The following is a 15,476-nucleotide window of genomic DNA, read 5'->3' as shown; positions in this document are numbered from 1 at the left end:
AGAGACCCGACCCGAGTCAGCCGGACATTTCCCTAAGGAGAGACGGAAATATCAGCTTGTTTTGACCCTTGCCCGTTTCACGTGCCCCTATAAAAGCACGCCCGGGACATTAAGACCTTAGCGGAACCCCAAGCCATGAACAAAAATCTGCGCTTCAGCCATAAAATCCTGCTTGCCGCCGCCCTCGTCGTCATCGCCGCCTTCGCCTCGTTCACCCTTTATAACGATTGGTTGCAACGCAACGCGATCCGCGATGACTTGAACAGCTACCTCGAAGAAATGGGCGAGGTCACTGCGGGCAATATCCAGACCTGGCTGACCGGTCGCATTCTGCTGATCGAAAACGCCGCCCAGAACATCGCCGCCAATCCGGAACCGGCCAACGTCGCCAGCCTGCTTGAGCAGAAAACCCTGACCTCGACGTTCATGGCCACCTACCTGGGCGATGCCACCGGCCATTTCACCATCCGCCCCGACACGAAAATGCCGGACGGTTTCGATCCGCGCGTTCGTCCCTGGTATAAGGGCGCCGAAAGCAGCAGCACCTCGACCCTGACCGAGCCGTACATCGATGCGGCCACCGGGCAGTTGATCATCTCGATCGCCACCGCCTCGAAAAAGGCTGGCCAGAGCGTCGGCGTGGTCGGCGGTGATCTGAGCCTGCAATCGCTGGTCGACACCCTCGCCGCGCGGGATTTCGACGGCATGGGTTATGTATTTCTGGTCAGCGCCGACGGCAAGATTCTTGTGCACCCGGACAAGGCGCTAGTGATGAAATCACTCAAAGAAGCCTATCCGCAGGACACGCCGCGCATCAGCAGCGACTTCAGCGAAGTCAGCGTCGATGGCAAGACCCGCATCGTCACCTTCGCGCCGATCAAGGGTTTGCCGTCGGTGAACTGGTACATCGGCCTGTCGGTGGACAAGGACCAGGCGTTTGCGATGCTCAGCGAATTCCGCACCTCGGCGGTGATTGCGACGGTGATTGCCGTGGCGATCATTCTGGCGCTGCTGGGCATGCTGATCCGCATCCTGATTCAGCCGCTGCACGTCATGACCCGCGCCATGGAAGACATCGCCGACGGTGAAGGCGACCTGACCAAGCGCCTGACCATCGTCAACAACGACGAATTCGGCGTGCTGGGCACCGCGTTCAACCGCTTCGTCGAGCGCATTCACGGTTCGATCCGCGAAGTCTCGTCGGCCACCGGCCAAGTCAACGAAGTTGCTCTGCGCGTGGTCGCTGCCTCGAACTCGTCGATGTACAACTCCGATCAGCAAGCCTCGCGCACCAACAGCGTGGCGGCAGCGATCAACCAGCTCGGCGCCGCCGCTCAGGAAATCGCCCGCAACGCCGCGCAAGCGTCGAATCAGGCCAGCGATGCGCGCGGCCTCGCCGAAGATGGCCAGCAAGTGGTCGATCGCAGCATTCAAGCGATGAACCGGTTGTCGAGCATGCTCAGTGCATCGAGCAGCAACATCGAGTCGCTGAACAGCAAAACCGTGAACATTGGGCAGATTCTCGAAGTGATCACCAGCATTTCCCAGCAGACCAACCTGCTGGCGCTCAACGCGGCGATCGAAGCGGCGCGCGCTGGTGAGGCTGGGCGCGGTTTCGCCGTGGTTGCCGATGAAGTGCGCAATCTGGCCCACCGTACCCAGGAATCGGCGCAGCAGGTGCAGACCATGATCGAGGAGCTGCAAGTCGGCGCCCGCGAATCGGTGAGCACCATGAGCGACAGCCAGCGCCACAGCCAGGACAGCGTCGAGATCGCCAACCTTGCCGGCGAGCGCTTGAACAGCGTGACCCAGCGCATCGGTGAAATCGACGGCATGAACCAGTCGGTGGCGACCGCGACCGAGGAGCAGACCGCGGTGGTTGAATCGATCAACGTCGACATCACCGAGATCAATACGCTGAACCAGGAAGGCGTGGAAAACCTGCAGGCGACCTTGCGTGCCTGTTCGGATCTGGAGCAGCAGGCTGCGCGGCTGAAACAACTGGTCGGCAGCTTCAGAATCTGAAGATCAAGAGCCTCCCCCTCACCCCAACCCTCTCCCCCAAGGGGGCGAGGGGAAAGGGAGCAGATCTTCGAGCTTTTCAAACCTGAGTTCGACTCGTACCACCAGGTCGACTTGGATCAAACATCCCCCCCGATCAGTCCCCTCTCCCTCCGGGAGAGGGTTAGGGTGAGGGCGCTCCTCAAACCCACCGCGCAATCCCGACCGAACATCTATTCTCGATAAAGGTCAACAAGGGAGAACCCAGCAGCGGAGGGATGATCACCGTGCATATCGCCGACATCACCATGTTCTACGCCCCGGCCAGCGGCGGCGTGCGGACTTATCTGGATGCCAAGCACCGTCGGTTGACGGGCAGGCTCGGCATTCGTCACAGCCTGTTGATTCCCGGTGCCCGCTATGGCGAAAACGACGGCGTTTACACAGTTCCGGCCCCTGCCCTGCCCTTTGGCAAGGGTTACCGCTTCCCGCTGCGTCTGGCGCCATGGCGCAACGTGCTGCAGGATTTGCAGCCTGATCTGATCGAAGTCGGCGATCCCTACCTGACCGCCTGGGCGGCGCTGGATGCGCGGCGGCAACTGGATGTGCCGGTGATCGGCTTCTATCATTCGGACCTGCCGCTGCTGGTCGGCAACCGGATGGGCCACTGGGTCACGCCGAATGTCGAGGCCTACGTGACCAAACTCTACGGCAACTTCGACCGGGTCTTGGCCCCGAGCCAGGTGATGGCCGACAAGCTCACTGGTCTGGGCGTGCGCAACGTCTTCGTGCAGCCGCTGGGCGTCGATCTGCAAACCTTTCATCCAGGCGCATGCGAGCGCAATCTGCGTGCGGAACTGGGCATCGCCGAGGACACGCGCCTGCTGATTTTCGCCGGGCGCGGTTCGAAAGAGAAAAACCTGCCGGTGCTGCTCAAGTGCATGCAACGCCTCGGCCCGCGTTATCACCTGCTGCTGGTGGGCTCGTCGATGCCGGCCATCGTCCCGGACAACGTCAGCGTCATCGACGAGTTCTGCCCTCCGGCGCGCGTCGCGCAATTGATGGCCAGCGCCGACGCCTTGGTGCATGCCGGGGATCAGGAAACCTTCGGCCTGGTGATTCTCGAAGCCATGGCCTGCGGCATTCCGGTGGTTGCCGTGGCAGCGGGAGCCTTCGAAGAAATCGTCGATGAATCCTGCGGCCTGCTCTGTACGCCAAATAACCCGCAGGCAATGGCCAATGCCGTGCGCGAACTGTTCAGTCGCGGCTGCGCAAATCTTGGACGACAAGCGCGCCAGCACGTCGAGCAGCATTACGCCTGGGACAATGTGGTCGACAGTCTGCTCAGTCACTATCACGCCGTACTCGGCCACGCGATCCCCAAGGTGGCCAATGGCTGAATCGAACAATCGCCGCGCCGTACTACTGGTCTTGCATGACGTGGCGCCGGAAACGTGGGCCGATTATCAGCCGTTTGTCGAAGCGGTCGAGGCCATGGGCGCAGTGCCGATGACGTGGCTGGTCGTGCCGGATTTTCATCGGCGCAACGTCCTTGATGCGCACCCGGCGTTCCGCCGCTTGCTTGACGGGCGACTGGCCCGGGGCGATGAACTGGCCCTGCACGGTTACTATCACGACGACCAGGAGCCAGGCCCGAGAACACCGCGTGACTGGTTCATGCGCCGGGTCTACACCCACGAAGGCGAATTCTATCGCTTGTCCCGCGAAACCGCCCTCTCCCGCCTGCATTCCGGTCTTGAAGTGTTCCAACGCCACGACTGGCCGGTGCACGGTTTCGTCGCCCCCGCCTGGCTGATGAGCGATGGTACGCGCCAGGCATTGCGCGAATTGCCGCTGCAGTACACCAGCGATCCACAGCACATCTATCGACTACCGGACTTCACCGCCATCGACGCACCGGGACTGGTATGGAGCGCGCGCAGTGCCTGGCGCCGCGGCTTGTCTAAAGTGCTCAGCGATCAGCGCGAACAACGCTGGCGTCAGGCGCCGGTGATTCGCCTGGGCTTGCACCCGGCGGATATGCGCCACCCTTTTTCGCGCAACTATTGGCTGCAAACCCTCGAACGCCTACTGGCCGATGGACGCGAACCGATGACCAAGATCGACTGGCTCGCTCAACAGCGCGCCCAACTGGAACGCGCCGCATGAAACGCAGCCTGTTGTTGCTGATTGGCCTGCTCGTCGCAGTGCTGATTCCAGTCGTGCTCGGCGGTGGCGAAACCTGGGCGCGCCTGCAAAGCTTCCCGCTGCGCTGGCTGCTGGTGATGTTTGGCATGATTCTGCTCTGCTGGGGCATCAACACCCTGCGTTTGCGCTTGTTGCTCGGCGACCAGCGTGAACGGGTGCCACCCGTTAAAAGCCTCGGCGTGGTCATGGCCGCTGAGTTTGCCTACTGCGCCACCCCTGGCGGCAGCGGTGGGCCATTGACCATCATGGCTTTGCTGGCGCGCTTCGGTGTGCGTCCGGCGCGCAGCAGTGCGGTGTTTGCCATGGATCAGCTCAGCGATCTGCTGTTTTTTCTCTGTGCCCTGAGCGGCATCCTGATTTATGCGTTGTTCCAGCATCTAAGCGATCGCCTCGAGTGGCTGTTGATGCTCAGTGCAGTGTCGCTGTTTGGCGGTTTGTTCAGTTGTGTGCTGATCGCGCGCTACCACCGCGCACTGATACGTCTGAGCGGGCGATTGCTGGCGGGCATGAACGTCAGGGCGAGCACGCGTCGGCGCTGGGCGCGCAAGTTATTGCATTTTCTCGCCGCGTTCACCGACACCTTGAAGTTGCCTTGGCAGACGCTGGGCAAAGTTTTCGCGCTGACTTGCGTGCACTGGCTGCTGCGTTACAGCGTGTTGTATCTGGCGCTACGCGGCCTGGGCGCGGACTTGCAGTGGGCGTGGAGCTTTCTGATACAGATGCTTTCGCTGGGCGCCGGGCAGTTCAGCCTGCTGCCGGGTGGCGCCGGCGCCGCGGAATTGACCTCAGCGGCGCTGCTGGCACCGATGGTGGGCAAATCCACCGCAGCGGCAGCGATCCTGATCTGGCGGGTGGTAACGTATTACTTCTATCTGCTGGTCGGTGGCCCGGTGTTCGTATTGATGCTCGGCCGGCCGCTGCTGAAGAAGCTGATGAATGTCAGGCAGGCTTCTTAGCGTCGTCCTGCTGATCCTGAAGCTGTTCCCACAACTCGGCGGCTCCGGGAAATTCCGTACCGTCGTCAGGGCTCATGTCCTCAGGGTCATAGCGGCTCAAACAGCCTTCACCCAAGGTCGTCGGGGCCTTGGAGGTGGCTTTGTCGCGTGGATCGCTCATCGGCTTGCTCCGAGTGGCTTGAATAAAAAAGGGCCTGAGCGATTCAACGCCCAGACCCTGTTTTTTTCAAGCCTGCTGGTTTGATCAGAACACCACAGTCTTGTTGCCGTGCACCAGCACGCGGTCTTCGAGGTGGTAGCGCAGGCCGCGGGCCAGCACCATTTTCTCGACGTCACGGCCGAAACGCACCATGTCTTCGATGCTGTCGCTGTGGCTGACCCGCACCACGTCCTGCTCGATGATCGGCCCGGCGTCCAGCTCTTCGGTAACGTAGTGGCAGGTCGCACCGATCAGTTTCACGCCACGCAAAGAGGCCTGGTGATACGGCTTGGCGCCGACGAAGGACGGCAGGAAGCTGTGGTGAATGTTGATGACCTTGTGCGCGTATTCGCGGCACAACTCAGGCGGCAGGATCTGCATGTAGCGCGCCAGCACCACCACTTCGGCGTCGTGCTGCTTGACCAACCGCGACACCTCGGCGAACGCCGGCTGCTTGTCCTGCGGATTGACCGGGACATGGTAATAAGGAATGCCATGCCACTCGACCATGCTGCGCAGGTCGTCGTGGTTGGAAATCACACAAGAGATTTCGCAGTCCAGTTCGTCGCTGTGCCAGCGATGCAGCAAGTCCGCCAGGCAGTGGGATTCACGGCTGGCCATCAACACCACGCGTTTTTTCTGCTCGGTGTCGGTGATGCGCCAGTCCATCGAGAACTCTTCGGCGATGGGCGCAAACTTCTCGCGCAATTCTTCAATACCGAACGGCAGCGAGTCGGCACGAATTTCGTGACGCATGAAGAACCAGCCCACTTGATTGTCGGAGTGGTGGCTCGCTTCGGTGATCCAGCCGTTATGAGAGGCCAGAAAATTACTGACTTTGGCAACGATGCCAACGCGGTCCGGGCAAGAGATCACCAGACGAAAAGTGCGCATGAGGGGGAACTCCAGAACTTCGCAAAGGCCGCCATTCTAGCGACTGCGCGGGAAAACTGCAGTATTGATCGGCAGCAGGCCTCGCCACGGCGGGCGCTACGCCATTAGTTGGCACTCAACGTCGACTGCTCAGACGCTGGAGGCGGCATTCGACCAGGCAACTGTGAATATCTGTGACGAACCGATCACATTATTTAACGGAATATTCAAAAGTCGGCAGTCTCTCGTAACTAATTCAAATAAAAACCCGGGTTAAATGTTTACTTGATGAAACACCCTGACTATTATTGCGACACTGTCCCCCTGCCATTCAACATTTCACCAAGGTAGTAACCATGTCCCTGATCAACGAATATCGCGCCACCGAAGAAGCCATCAAAGAGCTGCAAGCTCGTTTGAAGAACCTGTCGCAAGACGACAAACTGCAAGCCGAGCTGGAATTCGAAGGCAAACTGCGCACCCTGATGGGTGAATACTCCAAATCCCTGCGCGACATCATCGCGCTGCTGGATCCGGAAGCAAAAACCAAGGCACCACGTGGCGGCGCAGTGAAAACTACCGGCACCAAGCGTGCACGCAAAGTTAAACAATACAAAAACCCGCACAATGGCGAAGTCATCGAAACCAAAGGTGGCAACCACAAGACTCTGAAAGAGTGGAAAGCCAAGTGGGGCGGTGACGTGGTTGAAGGCTGGGCTACCCTGCTGGGCTAAGCGGCAAGCCTTTCGCAGAGCAATCTGTGAAAAACAAACGCCAGCGAACGCTGGCGTTTTTTTATGCCTGGCATTTAAGCCCAGGCATGTTCGAATTCAAAGATCCAAACGTTTGCGCAATGCCTGGACATAATTTTGCCAGTCATTGAGTACCTCTCTCTGCAACGGTTTGGCGTTAACTGCCCATTGCTCGGCGGCCTCGGTAAAAGATTGCAAGGTATTCGGCGCGCCGTATTCAGGCAGGGTCAAACGCTGCTGGCAAAATATTCGCCAGCGTTGTTGCTCTTCGCCGGTCAGGGTCTCGGTAAAGTTGCGCGCGCGATATCGAAAGAGCAATTCGGGTAAACGTTCATCATCGAACGGCCATTGCTCTTGTGCCAGTTGAGCCGGGTCGGCATTTCGCACTTGCTCGCACAGGCGCCGATCGCGATCTCCGATAAATCCGTCGTACAACTGTTGTTCCGGATCTTCGCTGGGAGTGAAATCTTCAGCGACATAAATCTCGGTAACTTTATCTTTCCAGACTAGTTGTGCGTCAGTTAGCCGCAGTGCGCGCTGTTGATACAAAGCCATGTCCAGGCCCAGACGCTGCTGATCTTCTGCACGCAACACTGCAAGCGGGGCCACCACCGGGCAACGGTTGACATGAATGAGCTTGAGCGGCACCGGCAACTCGCCTTCCGACAGCTCATCACGACGGGTGTACAAACGCTGGCGCAGGGTTTGCGCATCCTGATCCAGCAGTCCCTGCGGGTCGAGGTGCAAGTCGCAGACGATCAGGGCGTTGCGGTTTTTCGGGTGCCAGGCCAGCGGCAGTACCACGCCGACATAACTGCGTGCCGCCGAGAATCGCCCGGACACATGCACCATCGGCTGCAGCAGGCGAATCTGATCCATGACTTTCTGTTTACTGCGTAACTGGAACAGCCAGTCGTAGAGCTTCGGTTGTTTTTCACGGATGAGCCTGGCCAACGCAATAGTCGCGCGCACGTCCGACAAGGCTTCGTGAGCATGGCCGTGATCGATCTGGTTGGCGGCAGTCAGGCGTTCGAGCTTGAGGGTCACCCGGCCTTCATCGTCGGTGGGCCAGACCAGGCCATCGGGGCGTAATGCATAGGCGGCACGCACCACATCGATCAGGTCCCAGCGACTGTTGCCGCCCTGCCATTCACGCGCGTACGGGTCGAAGAAATTGCGGTAGAGGCTGTAGCGGGTCATTTCGTCGTCGAAACGCAGGGTGTTGTAGCCCGCACCACAAGTGCCCGGCGCCGCGAGTTGCGCGTGTACACGGGTCATGAAATCGGCTTCGCTCAAACCTTTTTCCGCAAGCTGGCCCGGCGTGATGCCGGTGATCGCGCACGCTGCCGGATGCGGCAGGATGTCTTCGCTCGGCTGGCAATAAAGGTTGACCGGCTCGTCGATTTCGTTGAGTGAGTGGTCCGTGCGAATCCCGGCCACCTGCAACGGGCGATCGTTGCGCGGATTGATGCCGGTGGTTTCGTAGTCGTACCAGAAAATGGAAGTCACGGGCGGTTCCTGAACTTAAGATCGGCGAAGTCTAGGCGCTCCCGGGTTGCCACGGCCAGCCTTGAAGCCATCCAACAGTCATTTCTCCAGATTCCTACAGCTGCAAATGCATTTCCCCTGTGGGATTTGCAACCGGCTGCTTTTACATGCAGTGCAATACATAGCTATGTCGTTTTCCCCCGAGAGGCTGCTAGCATCGGCCTCACTTACACCCAAACCGGCGAACATCAGGTAGCCCATGCTCGAGCCCACAGCACCGCCAGGGAAAGCACCGCTGACCATACCGCTGGATACGCGGCATCAGGTCGAAACGCCGGAGGGTATCGACCTGCCCTTGCGCCCGGCCGGGTTGATGGTACGCGCGCTGGCATTCACCATTGATCTGGCTTTGCGCGGGTTGATCATGGGCGTGTTGTTCATGGCGCTGGCGTTTCTCGGCAAGCTCGGCATGGGCCTCGGTTCGCTGCTGCTGTTTACGATCAGTTGGTGGTACATGGTGCTGTTCGAAGTGCTGCGCCAGGGTCGCTCTCCCGGCAAGCAATGGATGGGTTTGCGTGTGGTGCACGACGACGGCACACCGGTGGGCTGGTCGGCCTCGCTGCTGCGCAATCTGCTGCGCTTTGTCGACTTGCTGCCGTTCGGTTATTTTCTCGGTGCCTTGAGTTGTCTGCATCACCCGACGTTCAAACGTCTCGGTGATATCGCCGCCGGCACGCTGGTGGTCTACAGCGAGCGCCCGCTGACCCGGCCGCAACTGCCTGAGGCCGAACCGCGGCGCGCGCCGACCCCGCTGACCCTCAACGAACAACGCGCGGTGCTGGCCTTTGCCGAGCGCCAGAGCGAGCTATCGCCAGCGCGGGTCAATGAACTCGCGGCGCTGTTGGCCCAGCCACTGCACGTTTCTGCGCCCAAAGCCGTCGCCGAGCTCAACGGCATCGCCCGCGGCCTGTTGGGCCCGACATGAAACAAAGCCTTTTTGAAAGCCGCCACAAGGCCGAGTGGGAGCGTTTCGCCCTGGCGCTCGAACGTCTTGAGCATGGCAAGGACACCACGCAAGTCACCGGTTTCCCAAAAGCCTACCGCAGGCTTTGCCAGCATCTGGCGTTGGCGCAAGAGCGCGGCTACAGCAGTTTCCTGATCGACTCGTTGCAGCAGCAAGTCCTGCGCGGGCATCAACAGCTCTACCGTCATCGCAGCCACCTCGGCGCCAATCTGCTGAGCTTTGTCCTGGCTGACTTCCCGCGACTGGTGCGTGCCGAATGGCGGTTTGTACTCGCCGCCGGCCTGCTGTTTTTCGGCAGTCTGATTGGCGTCGGCGTGCTGGTTCTTGCGTTTCCGGAGTTGATCTACAACCTGATCCCCGCCGATCAGGTGCGCGAAATGCAAGGCATGTACGATCCGGTCGCCGGTCACCTCGGCCGCCCTGTCGAACGCGCGGCCAGCGAAGACTGGGTGATGTTCGGTTATTACGTGATGCACAACATCGGCATTGCCTTTCAGACCTTCGCCAGCGGTCTGTTGCTGGGCGTCGGCAGCGCATTCTTTCTGTTCTATAACGGCATGGTCATCGGTGCGGTAGCCGGGCACCTCAGCGAAATCGGTTACGGCCAGACCTTCTGGTCGTTCGTCATCGCCCACGGCGCATTCGAACTCACCGCTATTGCCTTGGCCGGCGCGGCGGGCCTGCAACTCGGCTGGGCGTTGATTGCCCCGGGGCGCCTGAGCCGCGGCGAAGCGTTACAACGGGCGGCGCGCAAAAGCGTGTTGCTGGTGTGCGGCGTGATGCTGTTCCTGTTGATCGCAGCCTTCATCGAAGCCTATTGGTCTTCTAAAACCAGCGTCACGCCGTCGACCAAATATCTGGTCGGTGCCGGGCTGTGGGCATTGGTCGCGGTTTACTTGATGTTTGCCGGAAGAACCCGTCATGCGCCTGAGTGACGCAACCGTCGAAATACGCCCGCGCACAACATGGGAAGCCATGGACCTGGGCGTGCTCATGAGTCAACAGCATCGGCGTTTGCTGATGACCAGTTGGGCGATCATCACGTTGCCGCTGTTCGCCCTGCTCAGCCTGATGCTGTGGGATTCGCCGTCGCTGGCAGTATTCATCTTCTGGTGGCTGAAACCGGCTTACGAAAGGCTGCCGTTGTACATCCTTTCCAAGGCGTTGTTCGGCGAAACGCCGACACTGCGCCAGGCCTTGCGTGAATGGCCGCGCCTGCTCAAGCCGCAACTGCTGGCCAGCCTGACCTGGCGCCGACTGAGCCTGAGCCGCAGCTTTCTGCTGCCGGTGCTGCAGCTCGAAGGCCTCGATGGCAGTGCCCGCCAGCAACGCCTGCAAGTGCTGCTGCAACGCAACGCCGGCGCCGCGCAATGGCTGACGATCATCGGCATGCATCTGGAAACTGCGCTGTGGATCGGTCTGTTGGTGCTGTTCTACCTGTTGCTGCCGCAGCAGATCGAAACCGATTGGGACTGGCAGTCACTGATCCTTGCGCAAGATCATGAATGGCGCTGGCTGGAACACCTGACCAATGCCTTCTATGCGCTGGTGCTGGTGGTGTGGGGGCCGGTGTATGTCGCGTGCGGTTTCAGCCTGTACCTGAACCGGCGCACACAACTGGAAGCCTGGGACATCGAACTGGTATTCCGCCGCCTGCGTCAGCGGCTGAACCATTCGGTGTTGGGACTACTGCTGGCGGTGTGTCTGGTGTTGCCGAATGTGCCGCCAGTCTGGGCCGCCGCGCCGAATGACGATCCGCAGGCTCCACGCCTGTTGAATCAGCCGCTGACCAGTCAGGCCTCGCAAGAAAGTATCAAGGCATTACTCGAACAGCCACCGTTCAAGAACAAAGAGTCCGTTACCCGCTATCGCTTCGGCGAAGACCCGGCCGCACCGGCCAGAGGCTCGGAATTCGGCGAGGCACCGCAGTGGCTGAAAACCCTGCTGGGCTGGCTCGACGGGCAGCACCTTAATGGTTTGGCAAAACTCATTGAGGTGTTGTTATGGGCTACGGTCATTGCGCTGAGCGGCTGGCTGGTCTGGCGCTATCGCGACTTTCTGCAAGCTTTTGTCAGCCGTCGCCCGCGCCTGCCAGCCAGGCCCAAACGCACAGTGCCACAGCAGGCCTTCGGTCTGGATGTGCACCGCGACAGTCTGCCCGACGATATCGCCGCCAGCGCCGAACAACTCTGGCACAGCCAACCGCGCGCGGCGTTGAGCCTGCTCTATCGCGGCTTGCTCAGTCACCTGCTGCACGACTTTGACCTGCAACTGAAACCCGCCGACACCGAAAATCAGGTACTGGCGCAAGTCGAGCAACTACAGCATCCGCAACTGCTCGCCTTCAGCCGCAGTCTGACCGCTCACTGGCAGAACATGGCTTACGGACATCGCGCGCCGACAGCGTCTGCGCGGCTGGAATTGTGCGATGGCTGGCGCGTTCTGTTCGGCAAGGAGACGGCCCGTTGAGTCGCCGCGCATTGGCGTGGGTCGGTGCATTGCTGGTCGCTTTGCTCGGCGCGCTGGGCTTTTTTCTGTTTATGAAGGCCACGCCGTATCAGGAACAAATCGATCACGGCCCCTCGCCCGCTGCGCAGGCCAATCCGTATCTCGCGGCCGAACTGTTTTTGCGCCAACGCGGGCTCAGTGTCAGTCATGGTGAAAGCCTCGCGGTGCTTCCGGACATCGACCCGCACCAACATACGCTGCTGCTGTTCAACGACCGTTCACGAATGACGCCACGTCAGGTCGATCAGGTGTTGAACTGGACCCGCGCCGGCGGGCGCCTGGTGTTCGTCGCCGAATCGCTGTGGGACGAACAGAGCAAACAGAGCAACGACCTGCTGCTCGATCGGGTGCAATTGCATCAGTCCCTCAGCAAGGATCTGAAAGACGTACCCGCAGACGTTGAACCCGACCGTTTCCCGCACCTGACCAAACTCTATCTTGAAGACGAAGACGCACCGGCCTACGCCAGCTTCGATACCGACTTCCACCTCGACGATCCGAAAAATCTCGCGCAAGCCTGGGCCAACAGCGCCAAGGCTACGCACATGATGCAATTGCCTCACGGCCTCGGCTCGATCACCGTGGTGACCGACGCCGAGCTGTGGAAAACCGATGCCATCGCCGATTACGACAACGCCTGGCTGCTCTGGTATCTGAGCGCCGACACCGACGTCACGCTGGTCTACAACAGCGAACACGACGGTTTGCTGACCTTGCTTTGGCGCTTCTTTGCGCAAGCACTCGTCGCCCTGCTCGTCTTGATCGTCCTGTGGTTATGGCACGTCGGCATGCGTCATGGCCCGGTTCAGGCGCCAGCCTCGAGCGGGCGTCGACAGTTGCAGGAGCATTTGCGCGCCAGTGCCGATTTCCTGCTGCGCCACAACGGTCAGCAGGCGCTGCTGCAAGCCTTGCAACAAGACGTGCTGCGCCGCGCGCGCCGCCGCCATCCCGGCTTCGACCAATTGAACGTTGCCGAACAATGGCTAGCCTTGTCGCGCCTGACCCGGCAACCCACCCGCGCCATCAGCCAGGCCCTGAGCCCGGCACCGAAGCGGCGCCTGTCCAGCGCTGAGTTCTGCCGCCAGGTCGCCCACCTGCAAACCTTGAGGAACACGCTATGACTGAACAGATCGAGCCCGGCAGCGCCAGCCACGCCGTGCAGCAACGCCAGCGTGCCAGCCAGGTGGCACAAGCGGTGCGCGGCGAATTGCGCAAAGCGCTGATCGGTCAGCATCAGGTGATCGACGATGTGCTGACGGCGCTGATCGCCGGCGGCCATGTCTTGCTCGAAGGCGTGCCGGGGTTGGGTAAAACCCTGCTGGTGCGCGCCCTCGCCCGCTGCTTCGGCGGCGAGTTCGCGAGAATTCAATTCACCCCCGACCTGATGCCCAGCGATGTTACCGGCCATGCCGTATACGACCTGCAAACCGAGCAGTTCAAGCTGCGCAAAGGCCCACTGTTCACAAATTTACTTTTGGCCGACGAGATCAACCGCGCCCCGGCGAAAACCCAGGCGGCGCTGCTCGAAGCGATGCAGGAGCGGCAAGTCACCCTCGAAGGTCGTGCCCTGCCGATATCGCAACCGTTCATGGTGCTGGCCACGCAAAACCCGATCGAGCAGGAAGGCACTTATCCCCTGCCGGAAGCCGAACTCGACCGGTTCATGCTCAAGGTGCGCATGGACTATCCCGACGCCGACCAGGAACTGGACATGGTCCGTCAGGTCAGCCGCTCGACCCGCGCCGACATGCTCGACGTGCAACCGCTGCGCACCGTGTTGCAGGCCAAAGATGTGCAAGCCTTGCAGCGCATCGCCAGCGATCTGCCGCTGGACGATCAGGTTCTTGACTACGCCGTGCGACTGGCGCGCAGCACGCGCACCTGGCCGGGGCTGACCCTCGGCGCCGGGCCGCGCGCGTCGATTGCGCTGGTACGTTGCGCGCGTGCCCGGGCGTTGTTGCGCGGCGGCGAGTTTGTCATTCCGGATGACATCAAAGGCTGCGCGCTGGCCGTGCTGCGCCATCGCGTGCGCCTTGCGCCGGAGCTGGATATCGAAGGCCTGCAGGTCGATCAGGTGCTGACGCAATTGCTCGACCAAGTACCGGCGCCGCGTCTGTGAAACCCTCACGACTGCTGCTGGGCTGGGTCGCGGCGCTGCTGGTCATTGGCATCGCGCTGGGCACTTTGCAGGCTCTGGAATTGGCAATCCCGGCCAGCCTGATCTCGATCAACTGGGGCTTGCTGCTGGCGCTGCTGGCCCTGGCGGTGCTGGATGCGCTGCGCCTGCAGCGAATGCCGCCAGTGCGTATCAGCCGGCAGATGCCGGGCAGCCTCTCGCTCGGGCGCTGGGCCGACGTACCGCTGACGATTGAACACGACTTCAATGCACCGCTGAACATCAACCTTTTCGACCATGTCCCGGATGGCCTGAGCTTCGAACATCTGCCGCTGACGATTGAGCTGCAACCCCGCCGGTTCAGCCAGGCCAGCTACCGCCTGCGTCCGTTGAAGCGCGGCCATTTCACGTTTGCACGCTGCGAAATCAATCTACCAAGCCCATTGGGCTTGTGGATCGGCAAGCGCTTGCTCAACGTCGACGACCAGACCCGCGTCTACCCCGACTTCGCCCGGCTCTACGGCGGTGAACTACTGGCCGTGGACAACTGGCTCAGCCAGCTCGGCGTGCGCCAACGGCAACGCCGCGGTCAGGGCATGGAATTTCACCAATTGCGCGAATTTCGCGAAGGCGACAGCCTGCGCCAGATCGACTGGAAAGCCACTGCCCGTCAACGCACACCGATTGCCCGTGAGTATCAGGACGAACGCGATCAGCAGATCATTTTCATGCTCGACTGCGGGCGGCAGATGCGCAGTCAGGACGGCGAGCTCTCGCATTTCGACCATGCGTTAAATGCCTGTCTGCTGCTCGGATACGTGGCTCTGCGCCAGGGCGATGCGGTGGGGTTGAGCACGTTTGCCGGTGATCAGCGTTACGTGGCTCCGGTCAAAGGAGCCGGGCAACTCAACGTACTGCTCAATGCGGTTTATGATCTGCACAGCACACAGCGCCCGGCTGATTACCAGGCAGCCGTCAACCAGCTGTTGGCCCGACAAAAGCGCCGGGCGCTGGTGGTGCTGGTGACCAATTTACGTGATGAAAATGATGAAGAATTGCTCGGCGCGGTCAAACGTTTGAGCGCTCAACACCGGGTGCTGGTGGCAAGCCTGCGCGAGGATACGCTCGATGCGCTGCGCAACACCCCGGTGCAAGCGTTACCCCAGGCACTGGCTTACTGCGGGGCGGTGAATTATCTGAACGAGCGGGGAGAACTCCATGAGCGGTTGAGTGCTCATGGAGTTGCGGTGGTGGATGTTCGGCCTTTGGAGCTTAGCGCTGAACTGTTGCCAGCGTACTACGCGCTTAAAAGAGCCGGAGGTTTTTAACGGAAACGCGTCCCCCGAATAGA

General features: G+C 60.7%; 14 protein-coding genes and 1 pseudogene. 12 read left to right on the top strand and 3 right to left on the bottom strand.

All coding sequences use genetic code 11. The features are described from left to right. Positions 1-135 precede the first annotated feature (135 nt). From V6F91_RS27495 to V6F91_RS17300, 5 genes and pseudogenes are all read left to right on the top strand, one after another. A pseudogene (locus V6F91_RS27495) lies at positions 136-1,167 on the top strand (HAMP domain-containing protein); the annotation flags it as partial. A 93-nt stretch (positions 1,168-1,260) separates the two neighbouring features. Next, complete coding sequence (locus tag V6F91_RS27490) at positions 1,261-2,025, top strand: methyl-accepting chemotaxis protein (protein ID WP_423815337.1); 765 nt, start codon at positions 1,261-1,263, stop codon at positions 2,023-2,025. A 254-nt stretch (positions 2,026-2,279) separates the two neighbouring features. After that, the gene (locus V6F91_RS17310; RefSeq protein ID WP_332766479.1) at positions 2,280-3,401 is read left to right on the top strand and encodes a glycosyltransferase family 1 protein; all 1,122 of its coding nucleotides are present in this window, start codon (positions 2,280-2,282) and stop codon (positions 3,399-3,401) included. Continuing rightward, positions 3,394-4,170 carry a DUF2334 domain-containing protein gene (locus tag V6F91_RS17305; protein WP_332766477.1) on the top strand — a complete coding sequence of 259 codons (777 nt, stop codon included), beginning with the start codon at positions 3,394-3,396 and terminating at the stop codon, positions 4,168-4,170. Before V6F91_RS17310 ends, V6F91_RS17305 begins: the two co-directional genes overlap by 8 nt. After that, a complete protein-coding gene (locus tag V6F91_RS17300) occupies positions 4,167-5,165 on the top strand; it encodes a lysylphosphatidylglycerol synthase transmembrane domain-containing protein (protein ID WP_332766475.1) in 999 nt (332 codons plus the stop codon). The genes V6F91_RS17305 and V6F91_RS17300 overlap by 4 nt, the downstream gene beginning before the upstream one ends. Here V6F91_RS17300 and V6F91_RS17295 read toward each other — a convergent pair. Further along, the gene (locus V6F91_RS17295) at positions 5,149-5,325 is read right to left on the bottom strand and encodes a hypothetical protein (protein WP_332766473.1); all 177 of its coding nucleotides are present in this window, start codon (positions 5,323-5,325) and stop codon (positions 5,149-5,151) included. The two genes, V6F91_RS17300 and V6F91_RS17295, sit on opposite strands and share 17 nt — an antisense overlap. An 84-nt stretch (positions 5,326-5,409) precedes the next feature. Continuing rightward, positions 5,410-6,258, bottom strand: a complete 849-nt coding sequence (purU, locus tag V6F91_RS17290) for a formyltetrahydrofolate deformylase (protein ID WP_090285672.1) — start codon at positions 6,256-6,258, stop codon at positions 5,410-5,412. 335 nt (positions 6,259-6,593) lie between these two features. Here purU and mvaT point away from each other — a divergent pair, with 335 nt between their 5' ends. Next, positions 6,594-6,971 (top strand): histone-like nucleoid-structuring protein MvaT, encoded by a 378-nt coding sequence (mvaT, locus tag V6F91_RS17285; protein WP_085689457.1) that lies wholly within the window; start codon positions 6,594-6,596, stop codon positions 6,969-6,971. 96 nt (positions 6,972-7,067) lie between these two features. Here the strand turns inward: mvaT and sbcB are convergent, their stop codons facing one another. Then, positions 7,068-8,498 carry an exodeoxyribonuclease I gene (gene sbcB, locus V6F91_RS17280; protein ID WP_332766469.1) on the bottom strand — a complete coding sequence of 477 codons (1,431 nt, stop codon included), beginning with the start codon at positions 8,496-8,498 and terminating at the stop codon, positions 7,068-7,070. A gap of 238 nt (positions 8,499-8,736) precedes the next feature. Here sbcB and V6F91_RS17275 point away from each other — a divergent pair, with 238 nt between their 5' ends. The 6 genes from V6F91_RS17275 to V6F91_RS17250 are packed head-to-tail and all read left to right on the top strand — an operon-like array spanning position 8,737 to position 15,453. Then, positions 8,737-9,462 (top strand): RDD family protein, encoded by a 726-nt coding sequence (locus V6F91_RS17275; protein WP_332766467.1) that lies wholly within the window; start codon positions 8,737-8,739, stop codon positions 9,460-9,462. Beyond that, on the top strand, positions 9,459-10,436 hold the full coding sequence (locus V6F91_RS17270; protein ID WP_332766465.1) for a stage II sporulation protein M: 978 nt from the start codon (positions 9,459-9,461) through the stop codon (positions 10,434-10,436). Before V6F91_RS17275 ends, V6F91_RS17270 begins: the two co-directional genes overlap by 4 nt. After that, positions 10,423-11,970, top strand: coding sequence for a DUF4129 domain-containing protein (locus V6F91_RS17265; RefSeq protein WP_332766463.1), 1,548 nt, complete (start codon positions 10,423-10,425; stop codon positions 11,968-11,970). The genes V6F91_RS17270 and V6F91_RS17265 overlap by 14 nt, the downstream gene beginning before the upstream one ends. Continuing rightward, positions 11,967-13,130, top strand: a complete 1,164-nt coding sequence (locus V6F91_RS17260) for a DUF4350 domain-containing protein (RefSeq protein ID WP_332766461.1) — start codon at positions 11,967-11,969, stop codon at positions 13,128-13,130. The genes V6F91_RS17265 and V6F91_RS17260 overlap by 4 nt, the downstream gene beginning before the upstream one ends. Further along, positions 13,127-14,128 (top strand): MoxR family ATPase, encoded by a 1,002-nt coding sequence (locus tag V6F91_RS17255; RefSeq protein ID WP_332766459.1) that lies wholly within the window; start codon positions 13,127-13,129, stop codon positions 14,126-14,128. Before V6F91_RS17260 ends, V6F91_RS17255 begins: the two co-directional genes overlap by 4 nt. Continuing rightward, entirely contained in the window at positions 14,125-15,453 is a 1,329-nt protein-coding gene (locus V6F91_RS17250; RefSeq protein ID WP_332766457.1) for a DUF58 domain-containing protein, read from the top strand. Before V6F91_RS17255 ends, V6F91_RS17250 begins: the two co-directional genes overlap by 4 nt. Positions 15,454-15,476 lie beyond the last annotated feature (23 nt).

Source organism: Pseudomonas koreensis, from assembly GCF_036668835.1.
Taxonomy (GTDB): domain Bacteria; phylum Pseudomonadota; class Gammaproteobacteria; order Pseudomonadales; family Pseudomonadaceae; genus Aquipseudomonas; species Aquipseudomonas koreensis_I.
The sequence above is the reverse complement of the archived record's forward strand: the minus strand, read 5'-3'. Positions and strand labels throughout refer to the sequence as shown.